Below are 23,844 nucleotides of genomic sequence, written 5' to 3' on the forward strand. Positions count from 1 at the left end.
GCCTGGAGGTCGTGCGGCCAACCGCACACCGAAGAGAGCTTTCCGAGTGACGCCCCACCGGGCCGAACCCGGACGATCCGGTGCGGTGAGAGCGCACTGTGGTCGGGCAGCGTCACTCCGATGCCGAGCCGGAACGGGCCGGGTGCCCGGACCGGAACGGGCGCGGACGCAACGAGAAGTTGACGCGGACCGATCACGAGACAGCGAGCGCGGGGGCGTCGACGCCGCCCGCCACGACACAGAATTCCCGCCACCCGAAAGGGTGCGAGTGGGGCCGAGGAGTGCACCAGTCCATGGTGGAGCAGAACAACGACAACACGACCAACGACGAGAACGCGCCGAAGCGCCGGAGCCGCCTGTTCGGCGGTCGCCGCGCCCGGTCGTCCGGCCAGGAGGCCCGTGGGGGCGCCGAGCAGGCACCCCACGCCGACGAGACCCTCGCGCTGACGGGCGGCGCTGACGCCCGTCCCGCGGCCAGCGTCGCGTCGGCCGGTTCGCCGGACTCTCCCGATTCGCCGGACTCGCCCGACTCCCCGGCGTCGCCCGTCGAGCCGACCGACACCGGGGCGGTCTCCGTCGCGGTCGAGGCGGTCGCCGACAGCGGTGCCGAGCCGCACGACGTGAGCACGCTGACCGGCGACCTGCCGGTCGTGACGGGCGACCGGTCGGCCACCGCGACCGACGGGGCGGACGCGGACCGCGCCTCCCGTCCCGCCGACGCCGCACCGACGGCCGAGGTGAGCGGCGACGCCGCACCCGCCGACGAGCCGTTCGTGCCGAAGGCCACGAGCACGCTCAGCCTGATCTTCCACGCGCCGGTGCTGCCGGAGCTGCCGCAGCGCGCGCCCCGGTTCGAGCGTGACCGCGACCGTGACCGTGACCGCGACGAGGACGACCGCTACGACCGCGAGGACCGCTTCGACCGCGACCGCGACCGCGACCGTGACGACCGCGACGACCGCGACGACCAGGGCGGCTCGCGCCGTCGCTCGCGTCGCCGTGGTTCGAGCGCCGACCGCGAGGCCCGCGAGCCGCGCGACCACCAGGAGCCGCGCCGCCGCGAGCCGGAGCTCATCACCGAGCCGCAGCGCATCAAGGGCTCGACCCGGCTCGAGGCGAAGAAGCAGCGTCGTCGTGACGGCCGCGATGCCGGACGCCGCCGCCAGGTGGTCAGCGAGGACGAGTTCCTCGCTCGCCGCGAGAGCGTCGACCGCCAGATGATCGTCCGCTCCAGCTCGTCGACGATCGAGATCGGCGTGCTCGAGGACGGCATCCTCGCCGAGCACTACATCACCAAGTCCGAGAACGTGTCGCTCATCGGCAACGTCTACCTCGGCAAGGTGCAGAACGTCCTGCCCTCGATGGAGGCGGCGTTCGTCGACATCGGTCGTGGCCGGAACGCCGTGCTCTACGCCGGTGAGGTCGACTGGAACTCCGTCGAGACCGGCAACCACGGTCGCCGGATCGAAGCAGCACTCAAGCCGGGCGACAAGGTCCTCGTGCAGGTCACGAAGGACCCGGTCGGCCACAAGGGCGCCCGCCTCACCAGCCAGATCTCGCTGCCGGGTCGCTACCTGGTCTACGTGCCGAACGGCTCGATGAACGGGATCTCGCGCAAGCTGCCGGACACCGAGCGTGCCCGACTGAAGAAGATCCTGAAAGAGGTCCTGCCGGAGCACGCGGGCGTCATCGTGCGCACCGCTGCCGAGGGCGCGACCGAGGAACAGCTCACCCGCGACGTGCAGCGCCTGACCAGCCAGTGGGAAGCCATCCAGAAGAAGGTCGCCGGTGGCCACGCCCCGGTGATGCTGCACTCCGAGCCCGACCTGCTCATCAAGATCGTCCGCGACGTCTTCAACGAGGACTTCACGAAGCTGATCATCGACGGCGAGGCCGCCGGCGGCACCATCGACGAGTACCTGTCGGCCGTGGCCCCGGACCTCAAGGACCGCGTCGTCCGCTACGAGGGCCCGGACTCCTTCGAGGAGTTCCGCCTCAACGAGCAGATCGACAAGGCGCTCGACCGCAAGGTCTGGCTGCCCTCCGGTGGTTCGCTCGTCATCGACCGCACCGAGGCCATGACGGTCGTCGACGTCAACACGGGCAAGTTCGTCGGCTCCGGCGGCAACCTCGAGGAGACGGTCACGAAGAACAATCTCGAAGCCGCCGAGGAGCTCGTCCGCCAGCTCCGCCTGCGCGACATCGGCGGCATCATCGTCGTCGACTTCATCGACATGGTGCTCGAGGAGAACCGCGACCTCGTGCTCCGCCGCCTGGTCGAGTGCCTGAGCCGCGACCGCACGAAGCACCAGGTCGCCGAGATCACCTCGCTCGGCCTCGTGCAGATGACCCGCAAGAAGATCGGTGTCGGCCTGCGCGAGTCCCTCGACGAGGTCAACGCGAAGATCAACGACAACAACGCCGACCCGGGCCCGAGCAAGGGCCGTCGCAAGGGCCGCGGCGGGAACGGCAACGAGAACGGCCGATCCGACAACGGCAACGGCAACGGTGGCAAGGGGAACTCCGGTTCCTCGGGGCAGTCGAACGGTGCCTCCGGCCAGGCGCACCAGATCACCGACGACGTGAAGAACGCGCTGTCGCGGATCGCCGCCTCGACCCTCTCGCACGACGAACAAGAGGCCGCAGCAGCTGCCGTGACCGCGACCGCGACGGAGGCCACGGCACCGTCGTCGGCCGACGCGTCGACCGGCCCGGACAGCACGGGTGGCGAGCAGCCGACCGGTTCGAAGCGTCGTCGCCGTGGCCGTGGCGGCCGCGGGGCAGAGCAGCAGAGCGGAGACCAGCAGGGCGGCGACCAGCAGGCCGCTGCCGACGCTCGGGCCACCGATGCACTGCAGGCACCCGCTGCCGAGCAGTCGGACCCGTCTGGGTCGTCGGTCACCGCTGAGCCCGCCGTGATCGTCGAGCCCGAGGCGCGCGCGCCGAAGGTCGCTGCTCCGGCCGTCACCGAGCCCGCAGCCGCACCGAAGGCGAAGGCCCCGGCCCGCCGTCGCGTGAGCTCGAGCGCCACCGTGACGCCGACCGACAACACCGTGGCGATCCTGGACATCCCGATCGCCGCGGCGCCCAAGCGCGAGCAGCGCGCGGTCGCCCCGGACGCCGAGTCCCTGCTCGACTCGGTGCTCCAGGCGCTCCCGGAGCCGAAGCAGCCCGGACAGGGGCGCTCGCGCTCCCGCCGGGTCTCGTCGCCGAGCATCAGCGCTCCCGCCACGCCGACGGAGGAGTCGACCGACGACGCCGATGGCTCCGACGGCTCCGTGATCCTGGGGAGCTGACGTGTCGAACCCGGGCGACCCGCAGCAGCAGCGTGGGTACTACGGTGCGGGCTGGTCCCAGCCCGCACCGCCCGGCCCGGGCGCCCAGCAGCCCGGTGGCCCGGTGCCGCCGCAGCAGGGCGGTGTGCCGCAGTACGGGCGTCAGCCCGGTGCCGGCGCGCCGTACGCTCCGCCGCGGCCGCCCCGTGCCCCGGCCGATCCCCGCCGGGCCTTCGCGCCCGGTGCCTCGGTGACGAACACGGCCGGTGCGCTCATCGCCGTGGTGGCCCTGGTGCTCGTCGAGTTCGTGTCCGGGCTCTTCGGGCTGCTCGGCACCTCGCTCGTGGTCAGTCCGTTCCGGCACTACGGCGCCGGCACGAGCCTGCTCGGCAGCTTCACGACCGGGGTCTTCGTGGCTCCGTTCCCGTACTACGTCGGCGCGTTCCTGGCCCTGGCGTTCCTGACGCCGATCGACCGCCGCAGCCCGCTGCCGAGGCTCCTGCTCCGCGTGGTCCTCGCCGGCGCCGCGGGCACGGTGGCCCTGATGCTCGTCGGGGTCTTCACCGGCTCGTTCGGAGCGGCCACCGCCGGCGGCTCCCAGCTCGTCATCGACGTGCTCACGCGACCGCTGCAGAACGGTCTGCCGTTCACCGTGATGCTCCTGGCGACCGCCACGGCAGCTTGGCTCTGGCTCGGTCGGCCGCGCCGCGGACGTGGCTCGTCGACGACCCCGGGGATGCCGGGCACCGTCCGACCCGCCGACGCGGTCCCACCCTCGACGATCCAGCCGCAGGCACCACAGCAGCCACAGCAGCAGCCGCCGGCACCGTACGGGCAGGGGCGCGTGCAGCCCGACCCCCACGGCCAGTACGGCGGCCAGTACGGCGCCGGGCCACGCCCAGACCAGCAGCAGCCCCCGGCGAACCCCTGGGGCGGTCCAGCGCCCCGCTGAGCCCGTTCGCGCGGCCCTGCGAGCCGGCGGCGCACCGTGCGCGGTGCCGGGCGGGGCGGACGCACGCCGCGCCTCCCGGGCGTCCGGACGGGCGGTCAGAGACCGCGCTTGTCCCGCTGCGCCACGCGCAGCCCACTGCGGATCAACCGCAGCACGAGCTCGCGACCGGTCACGGCCGAGGCGCCAGCGGCCACCAGTTCGTCGTACCGCGAGAGCGGGACGTCGTAGTGGTCGTGGTCGAACGCACGGCGCGGCACACCGGCCCGCGCAGCGAACGCGTGGAGTTCCGCGTAGGATTCATCACTGACGAGGTGCGACCACAGTGTGTCGTGGGCGGGCCACGTCGGTGGGTCGATCAACACGGTCACCGTGCAATCGTACGGGTGTCGCCGTTTGACCGGACCCAGGGTGATCGAGTATTCTCGGTCCCTGGTGTCAGCGGGCCGTTCTGCCTGCGTCGCCGATCGGGCCCGGCCTTCCGGGAGCCGCTCGTGCAGAAGTGGGCACCCGAGACTTCCCTCAAGCAGAGTTACGTAAGGATTTCCACGTGGTTTACGCAGTAGTGCGCGCCGGCGGCCGTCAGGAGAAGGTCGAGGTCGGCACCATCCTGACCATCGACCGTGCCAAGGCGGACGACAAGGGCAACATCGACCTCGCCCCCGTGCTCCTCGTGGACGGTGACAAGATCACGTCGGCGGCTTCCGAGCTCGCGAACGTGACCGTCACCGCCGAGGTGCTCGACGACCTCCGTGGTCCCAAGGTCATCATCCAGAAGTTCAAGAACAAGACCGGGTACAAGAAGCGCCAGGGTTTCCGCGCTGAGCTGACCCGCGTCAAGATCACCAAGATCGCGTAAGGGAGTCAACTCATGGCACACAAGAAGGGTGCGAGTTCCACTCGCAACGGTCGTGACTCGAACGCACAGCGCCTCGGCGTGAAGCGCTTCGGTGGCGAGGTCGTCAACGCCGGCGAGATCATCGTCCGCCAGCGCGGCACGCACTTCCACCCGGGCGCCAACGTCGGCCGCGGTGGCGACGACACGCTGTTCGCCCTCTCGTCCGGTTCGGTCGAGTTCGGCACCAAGGGTGGCCGCAAGGTCATCAACATCGTCAACGCGTAGTCGTTCGAACGACTGCAGCTGGAGGGGCGGGCCGAGTGCCCGCCCCTCCTTCGCTTTTCCCGCCGACGATCCCGTCGGCACAACGAAACACCTGGAGTGGACCCATGGCGACCTTCGTCGACCGCGTGACCCTGCACCTCAGCGCGGGGCACGGCGGCAACGGCTGCGTGTCGGTCCGCCGTGAGAAGTTCAAGCCCCTCGCCGGGCCCGACGGCGGCAACGGCGGTGACGGCGGCGACATCGTGCTCGTGGCCGACCCGCAGGTGACGACGCTGCTCGGCTACCACCGTTCGCCGCACCGCTCGTCGAAGAACGGGCAGCCCGGCATGGGTGACCACCGCAGCGGTGTCAGCGGCGAGGTCCTCGAGCTCCCGATGCCCGTCGGCACCGTGGTGTACGACGAGTCCGGCGAGGTCATCGCCGACCTCACCGAGCCCGGCATGCGCGTCGTCGTGGCCCCCGGTGGACAGGGTGGCCTCGGCAACGCGGCGCTCTCCACCACGAAGCGCAAGGCCCCCGGCTTCGCGCTGCTCGGCACCGAGGGCTGGGCGGGGGACATCAGCCTCGAGCTGAAGACCATCGCCGACGTGGCCCTCGTCGGGTTCCCGAGCGCCGGCAAGTCCTCGCTGATCGCGGCCGTCTCCGCCGCCAAGCCGAAGATCGCGGACTACCCCTTCACGACCCTCACCCCGAACCTCGGTGTCGTCGAGTCCGGTGACACCCGCTTCACCGTCGCCGACGTCCCCGGTCTGATCGAGGGCGCGTCCGAGGGCAAGGGCCTGGGGCTCGAGTTCCTGCGCCACGTCGAGCGGTGCGAGGCGCTGCTCCACGTCATCGACTGCGCCACGCTCGACCCGGGCCGTGACCCGATCAGCGACCTCGACGTCATCCTCGGCGAGCTCGAGCGCTACCCGGTCCCCGAGGGCCAGGTGCCGCTGCTCGAGCGCCCGCAGCTCATCGCCCTGAACAAGATCGACGTGCCCGAGGCGCAGGAGCTCGCCGAGTTCGTCACCGCCGAGCTCGAGGGCCGCGGCTACCGCGTCTTCCCGATCTCCACGGCGTCCCGCAAGGGGCTCCGCGAGCTGACGTTCGCTCTGGCCGACATCGTCGAGCAGGCCCGCGCCGCCCGTGCCGCCGAGCCGGTCCCGGAGCGCATCGTGCTCCGCCCCCGCTCGGTCAACGAGAAGCCGTTCACCGTGCGCGCCGAGGGCGGCGAGGAGCACCGCTTCTACCGCGTCCGCGGCGCCAAGCCGGAGCGCTGGGTCCAGCAGACCGACTTCACCAACGAAGAGGCGATCGGCTACCTGGCCGACCGGCTCGCCAAGCTCGGCGTCGAGGACGGCCTGTTCAAGGCCGGAGCCGTCGCCGGCTCCACCGTCGTCATCGGTGGCGACGGCGGCATGGTGTTCGACTGGGAGCCCACGCTCACGTCGACCGCGGAGCTCATCACGAGCGCCCGTGGCACCGACGCCCGCATCGGTGCGACGTCGCGTCCGACCCGCAACGAGCGGCGCGAAGAGTACTTCGAGCGGATGGACGCCAAGGCGGCCGCCCGTGCCGAGCTCGAGCAGGAGCGCGTCTCCGGGCTCTGGGTGGACGACGAGGTGGTGACCAGCGACCAGCTCGGCACCGGCGACCAGTTCGACGCCGACCAGGTCGAGACCAGCGACCAGAAGGACTGACCGCGGCATGACCGACACGACCGCCCGCACCGACCTCGGACCCGTCACCCGGCGCGAGGACATCCCGCGTGCGCGGCGGATCGTGGTCAAGGTCGGCTCGTCCTCGGTCAGCGGTGACGCCGCCGGCCAGATCGGCCCCCTGGTGGACGCCCTGGCTGCCGCTTACGGCCGGGGGACCGAGGTCGTGCTCGTGTCGTCCGGTGCGATCGCGACCGGGTTCCCGTTCCTCGGACTCGAGGGCCGGCCGGACGACCTCGCCACGCAGCAGGCGGCGGCCGCCACCGGGCAGAACGTCCTGATGTTCCGGTACCAGAAGGAACTCGACCGGCACGGTGTCGTCGCGGCGCAGATCCTGCTCACCGCCGGTGACCTGCAGAACCCCACGCACCGGGTGAACGCCCAGCGCGCCATCGACCGCTTGCTCGCGCTGCGGGTGCTCCCGATCGTGAACGAGAACGACACGGTCGCCACGCACGAGATCCGCTTCGGCGACAACGACCGGCTCGCAGCCCTGGTGGCCCGGCTGCTCGGGGCCGATGCCCTCGTGCTGCTCTCCGACGTCGAGGCGCTCTACACGGCACCCCCGGAGCAGCCCGGCGCGACCCGCATCGACGAGGTGCCGTTCGGCGACGAGCTCGCCGGGGTCACCTTCGGCTCGATCGGCACCGCCGGCGTCGGCACCGGGGGAGCGGGGACCAAGGTCGCCGCCGCACGGCTCGCGGCCGAGGCGGGCACCGCGGTGCTCGTGACCGACACGGCGCTGGTCGACCGCGCGCTGGCGGGCGAACACCTCGGTACCTGGTTCCACGCCGCGCCGCGTCCCTGACACGGTCCGCACAGTGCCGCGCCGCGTCGCGCCAGTGGCAGCGAGCGGTCACGACTCCCCGTCGGGACGGTGCCGACTGGTCGGAGACCGTCGGTGTGGGCGTCGCGGAGCGACGGTCTGTGACCGCTCGCGTGGCGCAGGACGACGTGTCGTGACCGGTCGGTGGGGTGGACACGACCGCCTGGAGGCCCGGCGCCGGTCCCGGAGACCGGTGCCGGGCCTCCAGGCGGTCACGACTCCCCGTCGGGACGCCGTCGAACGGTCGGGAACCGTGGGTAGGGGCGGCGCGGAGCGACGATCGGTGACCGCTCGGCAGGCGGGTGACGACGTGTCGTGCCCGCTCGGAGCGGCGGACCGGGCCTGGAGGCACGGCGAGCGTCCGGCACGCCCGTCACGAACCGAGGGGCGGACCTACAATCGGTCCATGTCGTCGATCGCGCCCGCCCCGACCCTCACCGACAAGCTCGTGGCGGCACGGGCCGCTTCGTCGGCGCTCGCGACCGCGACGACCGCCGTCAAGGACGCGGCCCTCGGCGCGATCGCCTCGGCGGTGCGTGCCGCGACCGACGAGATCGTCGCCGCGAACCACGACGACCTCGTCGCCGGCGAGGACGGCGGGCTCTCGTCCGGGCTGCTCGACCGGCTGCGACTCGACCCCGTCCGGATCGAGGCCCTCGCCGCCGCGGTCGAACACGTCGTCGGGCTGACCGACCCCGTGGGGGAGCACGTGCGCGGGTCGCAGCTGCCGAACGGACTCCAGCTCACCCAGGTGCGCGTGCCGTTCGGTGTCGTCGGGGCGATCTACGAGGCACGCCCGAACGTCACCGTCGACATCGCCTCGCTCGCGCTCAAGTCGGGCAACGCCGTCGTGCTCCGTGGCGGATCGGCGGCCCAGCACACGAACGCCGTGCTCGTCGCCCGGATCCAGGACGCGGTCGAGTCGGTCGGCCTGCCCCGCGACCTGGTGCAGACCATCGACGAGTTCGGCCGCGCCGGTGCCACCGAGCTCATGCGGGCACGGGGCCTGGTCGACGTGCTGATCCCGCGGGGGAGCGCCGCGCTCATCCAGACCGTCGTCACCGAGTCGCAGGTGCCGGTCATCGAGACCGGTGCGGGCGTCGTGCACGTGTTCCTCGACGCGTCCGCGCCCGAGCAGCGTGCGGTCGACATCGTCCTGAACAGCAAGGTGCAGCGGCCGAGCGTGTGCAACGCCCTCGAGACCCTCCTGGTGCACGAGGCCGCGGCCGAACGGCTCCTGCCACTGCTGGCCGATCGGCTGCGGGCGTCCGGTGTGACGCTGCGCGGCGACGACGCCACGCGGGCGATCGTGCCCGGGGTGCTCCGCGCCACCGACGACGACTGGGCGACCGAGTCGATGGACCTCGACCTGTCGATCCGTGTCGTGCCCGACGTCGACGCGGCGATGGCGCACATCGCCCGGTGGTCGACGCACCACACGGAGTCGATCGTGACGAACGACGTCGACACCGCCGAACGGTTCCTGGCGACCGTCGACTCGGCGGTCGTGATGGTGAACGCCTCGACCCGGTTCACCGACGGCGGCGAGTTCGGTTTCGGTGCCGAGGTCGGCATCTCGACGCAGAAGCTGCACGCGCGCGGTCCGATGGGCCTGCCGGAGCTCACGAGCACGAAGTGGATCGTGCGCGGCTCCGGGCAGATCCGCGGCTAGACTGAACGGCGTCTTTCCCCGACCGAACGGAGCACGAACGATGACCCTCCTCGCAGAAGCTGCTGAGCACGCCTCCGGGGCGCCCGCGTTCGTGTTCCCCATGGTCGGCGCCCTCTTCTTCATCTTCCTCGGCTTCGTGACCTGGAGCTTCCGCGACGTGGCCTACCGCCACTCCCAGAAGTTCGAGGCCACCCGCCACCACGAGACGGGTGTCGACGAGTTCGGTCACACCAAGATCTGACCGACCACTCGATGCTCGAGACCACCGGACGGCCACGCATCGGCGTGATGGGTGGCACGTTCGACCCCATCCACCACGGGCACCTGGTCGCGGCGTCCGAGGTGGCGCGGGCGTTCGACCTCGACGAGGTCGTCTTCGTCCCCACCGGACAGCCGTACATGAAGTCCGACGTCACCGACGCCGAGCACCGGTACCTGATGACCGTGATCGCCACCGCGTCGAACCCGATGTTCACCGTCAGCCGCGTGGACATCGACCGCCCGGGGCCGACGTACACCGTCGACACCCTGCGGGACCTGCACGAACAACGGCCGGATGCCCAGCTCGTCTTCATCTCGGGCGCAGACGCCGTTCAGCAGATCGTCGACTGGAAAGACCATGATGGTCTCTGGGACCTCGCGCACTTCGTGGCCGTGACGCGTCCGGGACACGCCTTGAGCCTCACCGGATTGCCCGAGCGGGACGTAAGCTTGCTCGAAGTCCCTGCACTGGCCATATCCTCGACGGATTGCCGTGACCGGGTTCGACGGGGGTTCCCCGTCTGGTACTTGGTTCCCGACGGTGTCGTCCAGTACATCTCCAAGCACCATCTGTATCGGAGCGTTGCATGAGTTCGTCCGACGCGCAGCCGCCCCTGTCGCGGCGCCAGGCGCGCGAGCGGGAGCGTGCCGCCGCGGCCGGTTCGCAGCCCGCGACGCCGCCCCCGACCGTCGCCGCACCCGCCGCCGAGACCCCCGAGTCCCGTCGCCGTCCGGGGTCGCACGTCGCCCCGGCCCCCGGTGGCCCCGCCCAGTCGTCCGCGCCGGCATCGGCGCAGACCGACCCCGGATCCGCCGCGTCCGTCCCGGTGTCGGCACCCGCGGCCGGTGTGCCGCCGTTCCCGCCGGCCTCCGCGACCGAGATCGTCCCCGGCAGCGGTGGGCTCACCCGTCGGCAGATCCGGCAGCTCCGTGCCGCCGAGCGCCAGGCGGTCCTGCCGGTCCCGCTGCAGAACCCCACGCCCCAGTCGTCCGACCGCACCGTCGAGGACGTCCTCGGGTCGGTGGACACGATCGACCCCTCCGCCGCGCCGCAGAGCGCTCCGGACGCCGAGGCCGCGCACGACGAGCAGCCCGCTGCCCCGACGGTCCTCGACCAGGCCGCGGTCGCCCAGGCCACCGAGGCCGACGGGTCCCCGGACGCGCTCGAGCCCCTCGAGGAGGCCGCTGCGCACGCCGAGGAGCCCCGCCGCCACCGGTCGACGTGGTCGCCGCCCGCCGACGTCACCGAGTCCGACGCGTCCGCGACCGACGTCCCGGAGTCTGGAGCGCCGGAGACCGACGCCCCGGCGGGCGACGTCCCCGAGTCCGACGCTCCTGCGGACGAGACGACCGACGTCGCACCGGCGGACGAGTCGTCCGAGGACGCTCCGGCCCGGTCTGCCGACGACGCTCCCGCTCCCGCTGCCGGGTCGCAGCCCGCCGTCACGCCGGTCCCGATCCCGACGAACGCCGCCGCAGCGACCCCCGCGGTGTTCCCGCTCTCGCTCGACGCCGAGGACGACGACACCAACGAGGTGCCGCTGCCCGAGCCCGCGACCGAGGCCCCGAAGGTCCCCGCGGCGTTCCAGCGCCCGACCGAGCCGAAGCCGGTGACCACGGCCTTCGCGCCGCCCGCCGGCCACTGGTCGCAGCAGGCGCACGACTCGAACGACTCCGAGGTGCACGACGCCGAGACGGGCACCCGCCGCGTCGCGGTGACGAACACGAACGCGATCATCCTGCCGAACTCGGCCCTGGCCGACCCCACCGGTGCGCTCAACGCGACGGGCGAGGTGATCCTGACCGGGTCGATCGACCTGCCGGCGTCGCTGTCGTCGACGGGGTCGCACCGGCCGATCGACGGCGCCGAGGTCGACCGCCTGCTCGAGCAGCAGGACGAGCAGCCCGAGACCGACGCCAGCCCGGTGCGGGCCAGCCGCGCGGTGTCCAGCCACACCTCGACCCGTCAGGTCGTGCTCGCCGCCGCCAAGCCGAAGGAGTCGCGTACGCCGCTGATCCTCGGTGTGACGGTCGGCGCGGTCGGGTTGGCCGCGGCCGGCGTCATCATCACCGCACTGCTCACCACCCACGCGTTCGGCGGCTGACCGCTGCCGTCCTCGACGTCCGTTCTCCACCACCCCGCCGACCCTGACCTGGCCGCTGTCGGCGGGGTGGCTTATGATCGTGACCCATCAAGCGAACCGGCTGTCCGTCGGTTCGACGACCGGAAGGAATCCGTGACCGCCTCCACTCGCGCACTGGAACTCGTGCAGGCCGCAGCACTCGCGGCCGACGCCAAGCAGGCCGAGGACCTCGTCGCTCTCGACGTGACCGGGCCGTTGCAGCTCACGGACGTGTTCCTGCTCGCAACCGGTCGGAACGAGCGCAACGTGCAGTCCATCGCCGATGCCGTCGAGGAACGCCTCCTCGAGCTCGGTGCCAAGACGCTCCGCCGCGAAGGCCGTACCGAGGGCCGCTGGGTCCTCATCGACTTCGGCGAGATCATCGTGCACGTCTTCCACGACGAAGACCGCCAGTACTACTCGCTCGAGCGTCTCTGGGCTGACTGCCCGACGATCCCGCTCGAGCTCCCGGTGGACCACACCGCCTGATCAGCGACGCGCCCGGGTGACGGCTTCGATTTCGTTGCCCGGCGTTCGCATGGTGTACGCTTCTATGGTGCCTCCGGGGAACCGGTCGGTACGGAAACAGCACGATCTGGGTCTGTGGCGCAGCTGGTAGCGCACCTGCATGGCATGCAGGGGGTCAGGGGTTCGAGTCCCCTCAGATCCACCCTCAACCCCGTCGTTCCTCGGAACGGCGGGGTTTTTCGTACGCCCGGCGGGACTCGGTGGCCCGATACGCTGAGCCCATGAGCAACGACGCGCCGCTGTCCGGGTCCCCGCTGACGATCGCCTCCGCCGGGTACACGGCCGACATCGCCACGGTCGGAGCGACACTGCGGACCCTGCGGCACGAGGGCCGAGACCTGGTCGTCCCGTTCGACGCCGACGAGGTCCGCCCGGTCTTCCGCGGTGCCGTCCTGGCCCCGTGGCCGAACCGGATCGTCGACGGCGAGTACTCCTTCGGCGGCGTCGACCACGAGCTCGCCCTCACCGAGCCCGCACGGCACCACGCCCTGCACGGACTCGTCGCGTGGACGGACTTCGGCGTGCAGGAGCAGGCGGACGACCGCGTGGTGCTCGCCACGACCGTCCAGGCGCAGCAGGGCTACCCGTACCGCGTCGAGGTCACCGTGGAGTACCGGCTCGACGCCGAGGGGCTGCACACCACGATCACCGGGACGAACACCGGGTCCGAGGACGCACCGTGGGGGACCGGCCCGCACCCGTACCTCGTCGCGGGTACCGGCACCGTCGACGACTGGACCTTGACGCTCCCCGCCGCCCAGGTGCTCGAGGTGACGCCGGACCGGCTCATCCCGACCGACCTGGTCCCCGGGCACGACGAGTTCGACCTGCGCACGCCCACGCTGATCGGCGACCGGTTCATCGACCACGCCTTCACCGGCTTCGACCGCGACGCCGCCGGCCTCGCCACCATCGCGGTCACGGCGGCGGACGGTCACGGGGTCCGTGCGACCTTCGGGCCGGAGTGCGGCTGGGCGCAGGTGCACACCGCCGACCACGTCGTCCCCGAGTACCACCGCGCCGGTCTCGCCGTCGAGCCGATGACGTGCGCCCCCGACGCCTTCAACGACGGCGAGGACCGCGGCCTCGTGGTGCTCGCGCCCGGTGCCTCGCACGCCGCCGCATGGACGATCGCCGCGATCTGAGCACCCCCGACCCCGGCGTCCGCGTCGAGGTCCGCCGACTCGACCCGGTCCCCGACCTCGCGGCCCTGGCGGCGCAGGTCCCCGGGGACCTGGTGTGGCTCGACTCCGGCCTGCCCGACGGTGCTCCCGCCACGGCTCGACCCCGGGCACGGTGGTCCGTGCTGGCGTGGACGGACGGGCCGTTCGCCGCCCGGTTCCGGCACCAGGACCGTCGCGCGCACCTGACGGTCGCCGCGCCCGCCGAGGGGTGGTTCGGGCCCGCCCGATCCGAGGAGCGTCCGGCCTTCGCGGCGCTGGCGGATCTGCTCCGACGCACGCCCCGCCTGCCCGAGCCGGTCGTCGGGTGCGGGTTCGCGCTGGGCTGGGTCGGGTTCCTCGGCTACGAGCTCGGCCGCGAGTCCGGCGGCCCGGACCGCACCGCCGACGGGTACGCCGACGCCGACCTGCGGTTCGTCGACCGAGCCGTCGTCGTCGACCACGCCGGTGGCGCCTGGGCGCTCGCGCTCGTCGCCGACGCGGAACCGGCGGCCAGTGCGCGGAACCGCGTGTGGCTCGAGGAGGTGCCCACCCCCACGACGTCGGCCGGCGTCGTGGACGCGGCCACGGGCCTCCCGGCCGGGGTGTCCACGGCGACCGGACGCGTCACGCGCGCCGCCTACGAGCGGTCGGTCGACGCGTGCCGCGCGGAGATCCGCGAGGGGAACGCGTTCCAGGTCTGCCTCACCACCGCCTTCGCGGTCGGACTGGAGGCCCGTGGCGGCCCCGGTACGGACCCGCACCTGGGCGAGTACCTGCGGATGCGGGCGGCCGATCCCGTCCCGTTCGGCGCGTTCCTGCGGCTCGGCCCGCTGCGCGTGGCGAGCCGGTCACCGGAGCGGTTCCTGCGGATCGACGCGGCCGGAGCGGTGCTCGCGGAGCCGATCAAGGGCACGCGGCGGCGGCTCGCCGACGCGGTGGCGGACGCGGCTGCGCGGGACGACCTGGCGGCGAGCCCGAAGGACCGCGCCGAGAACGTGATGATCGTCGACCTGCTGCGGAACGACCTGCTGCGGACCGCGGTGCCCGGGTCGGTGCACGTCGAGCGGCTGTGCGCCGTCGAGACGTACGCCAGCGTGCACCAGCTGGTCTCGACGATCGGGGCGGTGCTGCCGCGGGGGACGTCGCGGGCCGACGTGGTGCACGCGGCGTTCCCGCCGGGGTCGATGACCGGGGCGCCGAAGAGCAGTGCCACGGCGATCGCGGACCGGCTCGAGGGGGCGCCGCGCGGGGTGTACTCCGGGGTGATCGGGTACTTCTCGGCGAGCGGGGCGGTCGACCTGTCGGTGGCGATCCGTAGCCTCGTGACCGTGCTCGACGAGTCGGGAGAGGTGCGTTCTCGGACCCTCGGAGCCGGGGGAGCGGTGACCTGGTCGTCGGTGCCCGCGGACGAGGCGGACGAGGTCGAGACCAAGACGCGGTCGGTGCTCGGCGGGGTCGGGGCGGTTGCCAGCTGGTGAGCTGATGCCCTGATCCGAACACGTGTTCGACCAGGACTGTCCACGGATGTCGGACGCGATTGACATCATCGAACACATGTTCGAATATGAGGGCATGCAGACGGCGGCGGCACTCCGGTCGCCCACCCCGGACCGGGGCGGGCGGAGCGGTGCTGCACGCGGCGGCAGCGGTGCGGGCGGTGGCGGTGCGCGCCGTGGGCCGGACCACCTGAGCGATGCCCGGGCCGCGCTCGACCGCATCACGTCCCTGCGGTCCCGGGTGGCCGACATGGAGTCCACCCGGGTCGACACCGCCGGGCTCCCCACCGCCCCGGCGCTCGAACCCCTGCTGCCCGGTGGCGCGATCCGGGTCGGTGGCACCTACGCCGTCCCCGAGTCGGTGCTGCTCGCGATCACGATGCTGCAGGCGGCCTCGGCGGCCGGGGCGTGGTGTGCGGTCGTCGGGGTGCCGTCCTTCGGGATCGAAGCCGCCGCCGCCGCGGGGATCGACCTCGAACGGCTCGTGCTCGTCCCCGATCCGGGTGACCAGTGGCTCGCCGTGACGGCGGCGATGGCCGACGTCGCCCAGATCGTCCTCACCCGACCGCTCAGCCGGGTCGTGCCGGGCGACGTGGCACGGCTGTCGGCCCGCCTGCGACAGCGCGGTGGCGCACTCGTCGCGCTCGGCTCCTGGCCCGGGGCGGACGTCACGCTGCGGGTCACGTCCTCGACGTGGAGCGGCATCGGTCAGGGCCACGGCCACCTGACGGAGCGCCGGGCCACCGTGACCGCGACCGGGCGTGCCGGCGCGGTGCGTCCGGCGACCGCCGAGCTGCTCCTGCCCGCGGCCGACGGTGCGGTCCGGGCCGCCACACCGGTGCCGATGGTGGGCTCCGGGGACACCCGCGTGCTGCGGCCCGTGGCGGTGGCGTCGTGATCGCCTCCGGGCGCGTCCGGACCGACGCGATCACGCGGGGAGCGGCACTGCCCGAACCACCCCCGACCCGGACGATCGTGCTCTGGTGCCCGGACTGGCCGGTCATCGCGGCGGCTCGGGCCGGTGGCACCCCGCCGGAGCAGCCCCTCGCCCTGACCGCGAAGGGGCTCGTGTTCGCGAGCTCCGCGTCCGCGCGTGAGCAGGGTGTCGTGCGGGGGCTCCGCGTGCGTGAGGCGCAGGCGCGGTGCCCCGAGCTCCTCGTGCAGCCCTACGACGACGCCCTCGACCACCGCACCTTCGAGCCCGTCATCCGTGCGGTCGAGGCGGCTGTCCCGGGGGTCGAGGTGCTGCGGCCGGGCACCCTCGCGCTCCGTGCCCGCGGGCCGGCCCGGTACTACGGCGGTGAGCGCGCGGCGGCGGCGACCCTCGCCGGCATCGCCGCCGACCACGGCGCCCCCGCGGTGCGGGCCGGGGTGGCCGACACCCCGTTCGCGGCGGACCAGGCCGCCCGCGCCCGTCCGGTGCGTCCCGGCGAACGGGTGCGCCTCGTGCCCGTCGGCGGGTCGGCGGACTTCCTCGCGCACCTGCCGCTCGGCGTGCTCGGCGACCCCGACCTCACAACGGTGCTCGACCGGCTCGGCATCACCACGCTCGGCGACTTCGCGGCACTCGGCGACGAACAGGTGCGGGACCGCTTCGGCGTGGCCGGGGCGTTCCTGCACCGGTTGGCCGGGGGCCGCGACCCCCGCGAGATCGCGGCGCGGGAGATCCCGCCGGAACTCCGGGTCGAGGCGTCGTTCGAACCCCCGCTGGACCGCGCCGACCAGATCGCGTTCGCGTTCCGGCGTTCCGCCGACGACTTCGCCGAGCGACTCCGGGCCGCGGGGCTCGTGGCGACGACCATCCGCGTGGGGATCGTCGACGAGCGCGACATCCTGCTCGAACGGACCTGGGCGCACCCGCGCTGGTTCGACGCCGCCGACGTGGTCGACCGGGTGCGGTGGCAGCTCGCCGGCGGGGTGGACCCCAGCGGGCTCGAGGCGCCGGTCACCTCGGTCGTGCTCGAGCCGGTCGCCGTCGACGACATGGCGAACCACGAGCGCGGGCTGTGGGGATCCGGCCCGGACGAGCGCGTGCACCACGGCCTCGCCCGGATCCAGGGCATGGTCGGCCACGACGGTGTGGTGAGTCCGCGCATCGGTGGTGGCCGCACCCTGTCCGAGCGCGTGGTGCTCGTGCCGTGGGGCGACGCGCCCGCCGGTGGTGAGCGTGCCCTGGCGACCGTCCGCGACCGCCCGTGGCCCGGCAAGCTGCCCGGCCCGCCCCCCGCCACCGTGCTCGAGCGCCCCCGACCGGTCGACGTCGTCGCCGTCGGTGGTGCGAGCGTCGACGTCGACGAGCGTGGCGTGCTGTCCGGCGCACCCGACCGGTTCCGCGCCGAGGGCGACCGGGGCGGCGGGTTCTCCGCCGTGACGGCCTGGGCGGGGCCGTGGCCGCTCGTCGTCCGGTGGTGGGAGTCCGGCGGCCGACGCCTGCACCGGCTGCAGCTCGTCGACGCCGAGGGGCGCGCCTGGTACCTGGTGCTGGCGGACCACCGCTGGTGGGCCGAGGCGATCGCGACGTGACCCCGACCACCACCACCGACAGGAGCGTGACCTGATGGGCTACAGCAACCCACCCATCCCGTGGTCGCAGTTCGAGCGCGCGCTGTCCGACAAGCGGAGCCCGGGCACGGCGCACGACGGCGACGGCGGCGACAGCCCGGCGTGGTCGCGGAAGCGCGAGCCGTACGTCCCGTCGCCGCTCGACACCGACGGCGGGCCCGTGGTGCCGTACGCCGAACTGCACGCGCACTCGGCCTTCAGCTTCCTCGACGGCGCCAGCCAACCCGAGCACCTGTTCGAAGAAGCCGCTCGGCTCCGACTGCACGCCCTCGCGCTCACCGACCACGACGGCTTCTACGGGGCCGCCCGGATGGCCGAGGTCGCCGAGTCGTACCCGCAGGTCGGCACCGTGTTCGGCACCGAGCTGTCCCTGGGGCTGACCGAACCGCAGAACGGTGTGCCCGACCCCGAGGGTTCGCACCTGCTCCTGCTCGCCGACGGCCAGGACGGCTACCACCGGCTCGCCGGCGCGGTGACGAGCGCACACCTGGCCGCCGGGTCCGAGAAGGGCAGCCCGCAGTACGACCTCGACGACCTCGCCGCGCGGGCGGACGGGCACTGGCGTGTCCTCACCGGGTGCCGGAAGGGCTCCGTGCGGCAGGCCCTCGAGCAGGGTGGCGAGTCCGCCGCCGAGACCGCACTCCGGGTGCTGCTCGACCGGTTCGGCAGCCGCAACGTCGTCGTGGAGCTGCTCGACCACGGCGACCCGCTCGACAGCGCCCGCAACGACGCCCTGGCCACCATCGCCGCGAAGCACGCGCTGCCCCTGGTCGCCACCGGCAACGTGCACTACGCCACCCCCGACCGGTTCCCGGTGGCGACCGCACTCGCGGCGGTCCGTGCCCGCCGCAGCCTCGACGAGATCGACGGCTGGCTGCCGGCCGCCGACACCGCCCACCTGCGCTCCGGCGCCGAGATGGCCAGACGGTTCGGGCGCTACCCCGGCGCGATCGAGCGGACCGTGGAGCTCGCCGACGAGCTCGGGTTCCGGCTGAAGACCGTGCAGCCCGGGCTGCCCGACCTCGACGTCCCGGACGGGCACACCGCGATGTCGTGGCTCCGCGAGCTCACGTGGACGGGTGCCCGGAGGTTCTACCCCGGCAGCGCCGACGGCGTCGACCCCCGCAAGCGGGAGCGCATCGAGCGTGAGCTGTCCGTGATCGAGGAGAAGAACTTCCCGGGGTACTTCCTGATCGTGCGCGACATGGTGCAGTACGCCCGCGGTCGGGGCATCCTCTGCCAGGGGCGGGGCTCGGCGGCGAACTCGGCGGTCTGCTACCTGCTCGAGATCACCGCGGTGGACTCGATCCGGTACGGGCTGCCGTTCGAGCGGTTCCTGTCGGCGATGCGCGACGAGGAACCCGACATCGACGTCGACTTCGACTCGGACCGCCGCGAAGAGGTGATCCAGTACGTGTACGCCAAGTACGGCCGGCACAACGCCGCCCAGGTCGCGAACGTCATCACCTACCGGCCCAAGGGCGCGGTGCGCGACATGGCGAAGGCGCTCGGTCACAGCCCCGGGCAGCAGGACGCCTGGTCGAAGCAGGTCGAGCGGTGGGGGTCGGTGACCGAGAGCCAGGACCACGACATCCCGCCGGCGGTCGTCGGGCTCGCGAGCGACGTCCTCGGGTTCCCGCGGCACCTCGGCATCCACTCCGGCGGCATGGTGCTGACCGACCGCCCGGTGGGCGAGGTCGTGCCGATCGAGCACGCCCGGATGGACGGCCGCACCGTGCTGCAGTGGGACAAGGACGACTGCGCCTACATGGGGCTCGTGAAGTTCGACATGCTCGGGCTCGGCATGCTCGCGGCCCTGCAGTACTCGTTCGACCTGGCGGCAGAGCACTGCGGGGAGCGCTGGGAGATGCACTCCATCCCGAAGGAGGAACAGGGGGTCTACGACCAGCTCTGCCGCGCGGACACGATCGGGGTGTTCCAGGTGGAGTCCCGCGCGCAGATGGGCACCCTGCCCCGACTGCTCCCGCGGCGGTTCTACGACCTGGTGATCGAGGTCGCGCTCGTCCGACCCGGGCCCATCCAGGGCGGCGCGGTGCACCCGTACATCCGCCGGCGCACGGGCGAGGAACCGATCACCTACATGCACCCGGCGCTCGAACCCGTGCTCGAACGCACCCTCGGGGTCCCGCTGTTCCAGGAGCAGCTCATGCAGATGGCGATCGCGGTCGGCAACTGCTCCGGTGACGACGCCGACCTGCTGCGACGGGCGATGGGGTCGAAGCGCGGGCACGAGAAGATCGACCGACTGCGCGACAAGCTGTACGCGGGGATGGCGGACAACGGCATCCACGGGGCCGACGCCGACGCGATCTACGCGAAGATCCAGGCGTTCGCGAACTTCGGCTTCGCGGAGAGCCACTCGATCAGCTTCGCCCTCATCGTCTACGCGAGCGCGTGGATGCGGCTGCACTACCCGGGGGCGTTCCTGGCGGCACTGCTCCGGGCGCAGCCGATGGGGTTCTACTCACCGCAGACCCTGGTCGCCGACGCCCGGCGGCACGGCGTCCGCGTGCTGCGACCGGACATCCTGCGGTCCGGGGTCGACGCCACGCTCGAACCGCTACCGGACGGGGAAGCCCCTGCCGGTGCCGACGCGTGCCTGGCCGCCGAGCAGCCACCGGTGCTGCCCTTCGACAAGGCGCTCCCCGACGACACCGCGAGCCACCGACGCGACGGTGCCTTCGCCGTGCGGCTCGGGCTCGCCGAGGTCGCGTCGCTCAGCCGGAAGAGCGCCGAGAAGATCGTCGCGGAGCGGGACGCCAACGGGCCCTTCCTCGACATGTCGGACCTGGCCCGCCGGGTCGGGCTCACCACGCCGCAGCTCGAGGCCCTCGCCGCCGCCGACGCCTTCACCCCGTTCGACATCGACCGCCGCGGTGCGATGTGGTCGGCTGCCCAGGCGGCCGCCGAGCGTCCGGACCAGTTGCCGGACACGCAGGTGTTCGTGCAGCCGCCGCTGTTCGGGCAGATGACGAGCGGGGACGTGCTCATCGCCGACATGTGGTCGACGGGCATGACGACCGACGACCACCCCGTCCGGCACGTGCGCGACCGGCTCACAGCCCGCCGGGTGCTCAGCGTGCAGGACACCGCGACCGCCGAGACCGGACGACGGGTCGAGGTCGGCGGGATCGTGACGCACCGGCAACGTCCGGCGACGGCCTCCGGCATCACGTTCCTGAACGTCGAGGACGAGACCGGGCTGGTCAACGTCATCTGCAGCGTCGGGGTCTGGGGGCGCTTCCGCCGGGTGGCGCGGGAGTCCCCGGCGGTGATCGTCCGGGGCATCCTCGAGCGCTCGCCCGACGGGGTGGTCAACCTGGTGGCGGACCGCATCGAGCACCTGTCGCTGTCCGTCCGCACCCGCTCGCGGGACTTCCAGTGAGCGGTCGTGCTCGGGTGAGCGGGCGCGCCCGAGTGAGCGGTCGTGCTCAGCGCACCTCGGGCAGGCTGATCGTGACCTCGAGCCCACCGGCGGGCACGTTGCGGAGCGACGCCGTGCCTCCTGCCCGTTCCGCCACCGCACGCACGATCGCGAGTCCCAGCCCCGAGCCGCCGGGCAGGGCGCCGGCACCGGTCGACGGGTCCGGGTTGGGGCGGGACGTCCGGGCCTCGTCCGGACGGGTGAAGCGGTCGAACGCCACCGGGATGAAGGACTCGGGCACGCCGGGGCCGTCGTCGGTGATCTGCAGCACGCCCTCGCCGCCGGTGCTCCGCCAGGACACGAAGATGCCGCCGCCGCGGGGGAGTGCGGCCACGGCGTTGCCCGCGATGTTCGTGACGAGCTGGGCCATCCCGCCGGTGTCGATCCGGTACCGTGGTTCGACGGTGCCGCCGCCGATGCCCGGGCCGGAACCACCGACGGCGACGGGCGGTTCGAGGTCGAAGTCGACGGTGACGTCCTTCGCCGACGCGATGAGTCGGACGCGGTCGACCGCGGCCATCACCTCGTCGCCGAGGTCCGACCACGCGGTCTCGGGGCGCCGGTCGCCGTCCTGTTCACGGCGCTCGGACTCCTCGATCCGCGACAGGGCGAGCAGGTCGTTCGCCAGCCGCGACAACCGCGCGACGCTGTGCTTCGCGCGTTCGATGTGGGCGGCGAGGGCGGCGGCGTCGTTGCCGTCGAGCGAGGCGAGGTCGAGCTGGGTCGTCAGGATCGCCAGGGGCGTCCGGAGCTCGTGGCTGGCGTCCGACACCATCTGGCGTTCGCGCTCGGTCGCCTGCCGGGTCCGGGCGAGGAAGGCGTTGAGCGTGGTCGCCAGGGACGCCAGCTCGTCCTGGGCGGGGCCCACCGGCAGTTCGGCACGCTCCGGGGCGACCGAGAGCCGTTCGGCCTCGCGGCGCATCCGGTTCACCGGGCGCAGCGCGGTGGTCGCGAGCACCCAGGACGCCACGCCGAAGGCGAGCAGGATGGCCAGACCGGTCAGCGACAGCGTCGTCGTGAGGTCGTCGACGACGATGGCCTCGGCCTGCGAGTTGCGGGCGGCGACGACGGTCCAGCGGCCGGCCTCGTTGACGGGGTGCTCCACCACGACGCGGTACTCCGAGCCGGATGCCGTGATGATCGAGGTGCCGGCGGGGGTGGACCGCAGACTGCCGAGCGCCTGCTCGACACGGTCGGGCATCGTCGACAGCACGATCTCGCCGGACGGGGACACGACGGCGACGAGCTGCGCGTTGCCCGGCGGCGAGAGGTCGGGGTCGCTGTCGACCTCGAGCGTGGCGACGTACGGGTCGGCATCGGCGTCGAGCAGGGTGCGGGTCGCACTCGCGACGACGCTCACCACCTGGAAGCGCATCACCAGGACGAGCAGCAGGATGACGATCGCGGCGATCGCCGTCGACCCGATCGTGATCCGGGCACGCAGCGACAGCAGACGCAGCGGCCGGATCGGACCGCCGCGTCGGCGGTCCGATCGTGGGGCGTCGTCGGCCCCGCTCACGCCCCGAGCAGATCCAGGCGGTACCCGCGACCGCGGACCGTGGCGATGGCGACGGTGGCCTCGTGCGCGGTGAGCTTCTTGCGGAGGTACGAGATGTACTGCTCGACCACGTTCGGGTCGACGTGCTGCGAACCGTCCCAGACCTCTTCGAGGATCTTCGGGCGGTCGACGACACTGCCGGCGGACCGGGCGAGCAGTCGGAGCAGGGCGAACTCGGTGGGGCTCACGGCGACGCGCTGGCCCTTGATCGAGATGCGGCGGGCCTCGGAGTCGATGGAGACGTCCCCGACCTCGATCGTGCGGGGTGCCCCGGCGGACTCACGACGGCCGAGCGCACGCAGCCGAGCGGTGAGCTCGGCGAAGGCGAAGGGCTTGGTGAGGTAGTCGTCCGCGCCGGCGTCGAGCCCGAACACGCGGTCGTCGACGGCATCGCGCGCGGTCACGAGCAGGATCCGCACGGGGTCCTCGCGCTCACGGATCCGCCGGGCGAGCTCGAAGCCGGACATGCCGGGCATCATCACGTCCACGACCGCAAGGTCGAACGCCTGCTCGCCGAGGGCGATGAGCGCCTCGACACCGTTCTCGACGGCCGTGACCCGGTACCCCTCGGCCGCGAGTCCGCGTTCCATCAGGGCACGCATCTCGTCGTCGTCCTCGACCACCAACAGCCGCATAGTGGACCTCCTCGGACCCATCGTGGCATCGAACCGGCGCGGAGGGCCGTTCTCCGGGTCCGACTCGCTGAATCTCGTCACAGGTCAAAGCAGAACGGTCTGTCCCACGTTCTAGGGACGTGAGCGCCGCTTGCTTCGTTGCTAGGCTCCGGCAGCGGACAGCGCGACCCGATGCGCCGCCCGCACTGGGGGATCATGAACGACTCGATCGACCACCCGGCCATCGTGCGCCTGCGCGCCGAACTGGACGCCGCGTGGAAGGGCATCGGCGCGCTCGCGCAGCTGGAGGACGCACCGCGCGACCGCGTGGTCGCGGAGCTGCGGACGGCGGTACCGGACGTGGCGAGCCGTGCTGCACGCGAGGTCGGCACCGAGGCCGTCGTCGCGGAGATCAGCCGGTACGCCGACGCCGGCATCCCGGGTGCGACCGCGACCGACGTCGTCCCGACCGCGGTGATCTGGTCGGACGTCGTGCGGACGGCGTCGGAAGCGGCCTGCGCAGCGCGCTGACGCCCAGCAGCGCGCCGA

Annotated in this window: 20 protein-coding genes and 1 tRNA gene; 18 read left to right on the forward strand and 3 right to left on the reverse strand. The window is 72.7% G+C overall.

Annotation, left to right across the window (positions count from 1 at the left end; translation table 11 throughout):
* The first annotated feature begins 293 nt into the window (after positions 1-293).
* Together DEI98_RS12305 and DEI98_RS12315 are read left to right on the forward strand one after the other, a co-directional pair.
* The gene (locus DEI98_RS12305) at positions 294-3,296 is read left to right on the forward strand and encodes an Rne/Rng family ribonuclease (protein WP_181438028.1); all 3,003 of its coding nucleotides are present in this window, start codon (positions 294-296) and stop codon (positions 3,294-3,296) included.
* Between the two features lies 1 nt (position 3,297).
* Positions 3,298-4,227, forward strand: a complete 930-nt coding sequence (locus DEI98_RS12315; protein WP_111100882.1) for a hypothetical protein — start codon at positions 3,298-3,300, stop codon at positions 4,225-4,227.
* Positions 4,228-4,322: 95 nt separating this feature from the next.
* On the opposite strand, the gene DEI98_RS12320 is transcribed toward DEI98_RS12315, so the two are convergent.
* The gene (locus tag DEI98_RS12320; protein ID WP_071405560.1) at positions 4,323-4,595 is read right to left on the reverse strand and encodes a DUF4031 domain-containing protein; all 273 of its coding nucleotides are present in this window, start codon (positions 4,593-4,595) and stop codon (positions 4,323-4,325) included.
* 179 nt (positions 4,596-4,774) lie between these two features.
* On the opposite strand from DEI98_RS12320, the gene rplU reads away from it, so the two are divergent.
* The 15 genes from rplU to DEI98_RS12395 all read left to right on the forward strand — a co-directional run bounded on the left by rplU (position 4,775) and on the right by DEI98_RS12395 (position 21,084).
* Positions 4,775-5,083: a 50S ribosomal protein L21 gene (gene rplU, locus DEI98_RS12325; RefSeq protein ID WP_027464715.1), complete on the forward strand. Its 309-nt coding sequence runs from the start codon at positions 4,775-4,777 to the stop codon at positions 5,081-5,083.
* Positions 5,084-5,095: 12 nt separating this feature from the next.
* Positions 5,096-5,347, forward strand: coding sequence for a 50S ribosomal protein L27 (rpmA, locus tag DEI98_RS12330; RefSeq protein ID WP_017885976.1), 252 nt, complete (start codon positions 5,096-5,098; stop codon positions 5,345-5,347).
* A gap of 104 nt (positions 5,348-5,451) precedes the next feature.
* Positions 5,452-7,029 (forward strand): GTPase ObgE, encoded by a 1,578-nt coding sequence (gene obgE, locus DEI98_RS12335; protein ID WP_111054875.1) that lies wholly within the window; start codon positions 5,452-5,454, stop codon positions 7,027-7,029.
* A 7-nt stretch (positions 7,030-7,036) separates the two neighbouring features.
* On the forward strand, positions 7,037-7,855 hold the full coding sequence (gene proB / locus DEI98_RS12340) for a glutamate 5-kinase (RefSeq protein WP_217499638.1): 819 nt from the start codon (positions 7,037-7,039) through the stop codon (positions 7,853-7,855).
* A 424-nt stretch (positions 7,856-8,279) separates the two neighbouring features.
* Entirely contained in the window at positions 8,280-9,545 is a 1,266-nt protein-coding gene (locus DEI98_RS12345) for a glutamate-5-semialdehyde dehydrogenase (RefSeq protein ID WP_071405563.1), read from the forward strand.
* 40 nt (positions 9,546-9,585) lie between these two features.
* Positions 9,586-9,786, forward strand: coding sequence for a hypothetical protein (locus DEI98_RS12350; RefSeq protein WP_035807661.1), 201 nt, complete (start codon positions 9,586-9,588; stop codon positions 9,784-9,786).
* 11 nt (positions 9,787-9,797) lie between these two features.
* Positions 9,798-10,397, forward strand: coding sequence for a nicotinate-nucleotide adenylyltransferase (nadD, locus tag DEI98_RS12355; protein ID WP_027464719.1), 600 nt, complete (start codon positions 9,798-9,800; stop codon positions 10,395-10,397).
* The gene (locus tag DEI98_RS12360; protein ID WP_110864844.1) at positions 10,394-11,911 is read left to right on the forward strand and encodes a hypothetical protein; all 1,518 of its coding nucleotides are present in this window, start codon (positions 10,394-10,396) and stop codon (positions 11,909-11,911) included. Before nadD ends, DEI98_RS12360 begins: the two co-directional genes overlap by 4 nt.
* 132 nt (positions 11,912-12,043) lie before the next feature.
* Positions 12,044-12,418, forward strand: coding sequence for a ribosome silencing factor (rsfS, locus tag DEI98_RS12365; protein ID WP_027464721.1), 375 nt, complete (start codon positions 12,044-12,046; stop codon positions 12,416-12,418).
* Between the two features lie 108 nt (positions 12,419-12,526).
* A tRNA-Ala gene (locus DEI98_RS12370) sits at positions 12,527-12,599 on the forward strand.
* Positions 12,600-12,678: 79 nt separating this feature from the next.
* Complete coding sequence (locus tag DEI98_RS12375) at positions 12,679-13,602, forward strand: aldose 1-epimerase family protein (protein ID WP_111100883.1); 924 nt, start codon at positions 12,679-12,681, stop codon at positions 13,600-13,602.
* The gene (locus DEI98_RS12380) at positions 13,581-15,098 is read left to right on the forward strand and encodes an anthranilate synthase component I family protein (RefSeq protein ID WP_111100884.1); all 1,518 of its coding nucleotides are present in this window, start codon (positions 13,581-13,583) and stop codon (positions 15,096-15,098) included. The genes DEI98_RS12375 and DEI98_RS12380 overlap by 22 nt, the downstream gene beginning before the upstream one ends.
* 76 nt (positions 15,099-15,174) lie before the next feature.
* Positions 15,175-16,014, forward strand: coding sequence for a hypothetical protein (locus DEI98_RS12385; RefSeq protein WP_258370844.1), 840 nt, complete (start codon positions 15,175-15,177; stop codon positions 16,012-16,014).
* Entirely contained in the window at positions 16,011-17,639 is a 1,629-nt protein-coding gene (locus DEI98_RS12390; RefSeq protein WP_111096054.1) for a DNA polymerase Y family protein, read from the forward strand. The genes DEI98_RS12385 and DEI98_RS12390 overlap by 4 nt, the downstream gene beginning before the upstream one ends.
* A gap of 34 nt (positions 17,640-17,673) precedes the next feature.
* Positions 17,674-21,084: an error-prone DNA polymerase gene (locus DEI98_RS12395; RefSeq protein ID WP_111100885.1), complete on the forward strand. Its 3,411-nt coding sequence runs from the start codon at positions 17,674-17,676 to the stop codon at positions 21,082-21,084.
* 46 nt (positions 21,085-21,130) lie between these two features.
* On the opposite strand, the gene DEI98_RS12400 is transcribed toward DEI98_RS12395, so the two are convergent.
* Together DEI98_RS12400 and DEI98_RS12405 are read right to left on the reverse strand one after the other, a co-directional pair.
* Positions 21,131-22,642 (reverse strand): cell wall metabolism sensor histidine kinase WalK, encoded by a 1,512-nt coding sequence (locus tag DEI98_RS12400; protein ID WP_084741168.1) that lies wholly within the window; start codon positions 22,640-22,642, stop codon positions 21,131-21,133.
* On the reverse strand, positions 22,639-23,316 hold the full coding sequence (locus tag DEI98_RS12405) for a response regulator transcription factor (RefSeq protein ID WP_017885962.1): 678 nt from the start codon (positions 23,314-23,316) through the stop codon (positions 22,639-22,641). Before DEI98_RS12405 ends, DEI98_RS12400 begins: the two co-directional genes overlap by 4 nt.
* 171 nt (positions 23,317-23,487) lie before the next feature.
* Between DEI98_RS12405 and DEI98_RS12410 the strand changes: the two genes are divergently transcribed.
* The gene (locus DEI98_RS12410) at positions 23,488-23,826 is read left to right on the forward strand and encodes a hypothetical protein (protein ID WP_027464726.1); all 339 of its coding nucleotides are present in this window, start codon (positions 23,488-23,490) and stop codon (positions 23,824-23,826) included.
* Positions 23,827-23,844: the final 18 nt, after the last annotated feature.

It is taken from the genome of Curtobacterium sp. MCLR17_034 (genome assembly GCF_003234485.1).
Lineage (GTDB): Bacteria > Actinomycetota > Actinomycetes > Actinomycetales > Microbacteriaceae > Curtobacterium > Curtobacterium flaccumfaciens.

Excerpts from the sequence above, each read along its gene's own strand:
- DEI98_RS12385 (WP_258370844.1), top strand. The coding sequence starts at position 15,175 with ATGTTCGAATATGAGGGCATGCAGACGGCGGCGGCACTCCGGTCGCCC.
- DEI98_RS12305 (WP_181438028.1), top strand. The coding sequence starts at position 294 with ATGGTGGAGCAGAACAACGACAACACGACCAACGACGAGAACGCGCCG.
- DEI98_RS12360 (WP_110864844.1), top strand. The coding sequence starts at position 10,394 with ATGAGTTCGTCCGACGCGCAGCCGCCCCTGTCGCGGCGCCAGGCGCGC.
- DEI98_RS12410 (WP_027464726.1), top strand. The coding sequence starts at position 23,488 with ATGCGCCGCCCGCACTGGGGGATCATGAACGACTCGATCGACCACCCG.
- DEI98_RS12380 (WP_111100884.1), top strand. The coding sequence starts at position 13,581 with ATGGACGATCGCCGCGATCTGAGCACCCCCGACCCCGGCGTCCGCGTC.
- DEI98_RS12405 (WP_017885962.1), bottom strand. The coding sequence starts at position 23,316 with ATGCGGCTGTTGGTGGTCGAGGACGACGACGAGATGCGTGCCCTGATG.
- obgE (WP_111054875.1), top strand. The coding sequence starts at position 5,452 with ATGGCGACCTTCGTCGACCGCGTGACCCTGCACCTCAGCGCGGGGCAC.
- nadD (WP_027464719.1), top strand. The coding sequence starts at position 9,798 with ATGCTCGAGACCACCGGACGGCCACGCATCGGCGTGATGGGTGGCACG.
- DEI98_RS12375 (WP_111100883.1), top strand. The coding sequence starts at position 12,679 with ATGAGCAACGACGCGCCGCTGTCCGGGTCCCCGCTGACGATCGCCTCC.
- rpmA (WP_017885976.1), top strand. The coding sequence starts at position 5,096 with ATGGCACACAAGAAGGGTGCGAGTTCCACTCGCAACGGTCGTGACTCG.
- DEI98_RS12350 (WP_035807661.1), top strand. The coding sequence starts at position 9,586 with ATGACCCTCCTCGCAGAAGCTGCTGAGCACGCCTCCGGGGCGCCCGCG.
- DEI98_RS12395 (WP_111100885.1), top strand. The coding sequence starts at position 17,674 with ATGGGCTACAGCAACCCACCCATCCCGTGGTCGCAGTTCGAGCGCGCG.
- DEI98_RS12345 (WP_071405563.1), top strand. The coding sequence starts at position 8,280 with ATGTCGTCGATCGCGCCCGCCCCGACCCTCACCGACAAGCTCGTGGCG.
- proB (WP_217499638.1), top strand. The coding sequence starts at position 7,037 with ATGACCGACACGACCGCCCGCACCGACCTCGGACCCGTCACCCGGCGC.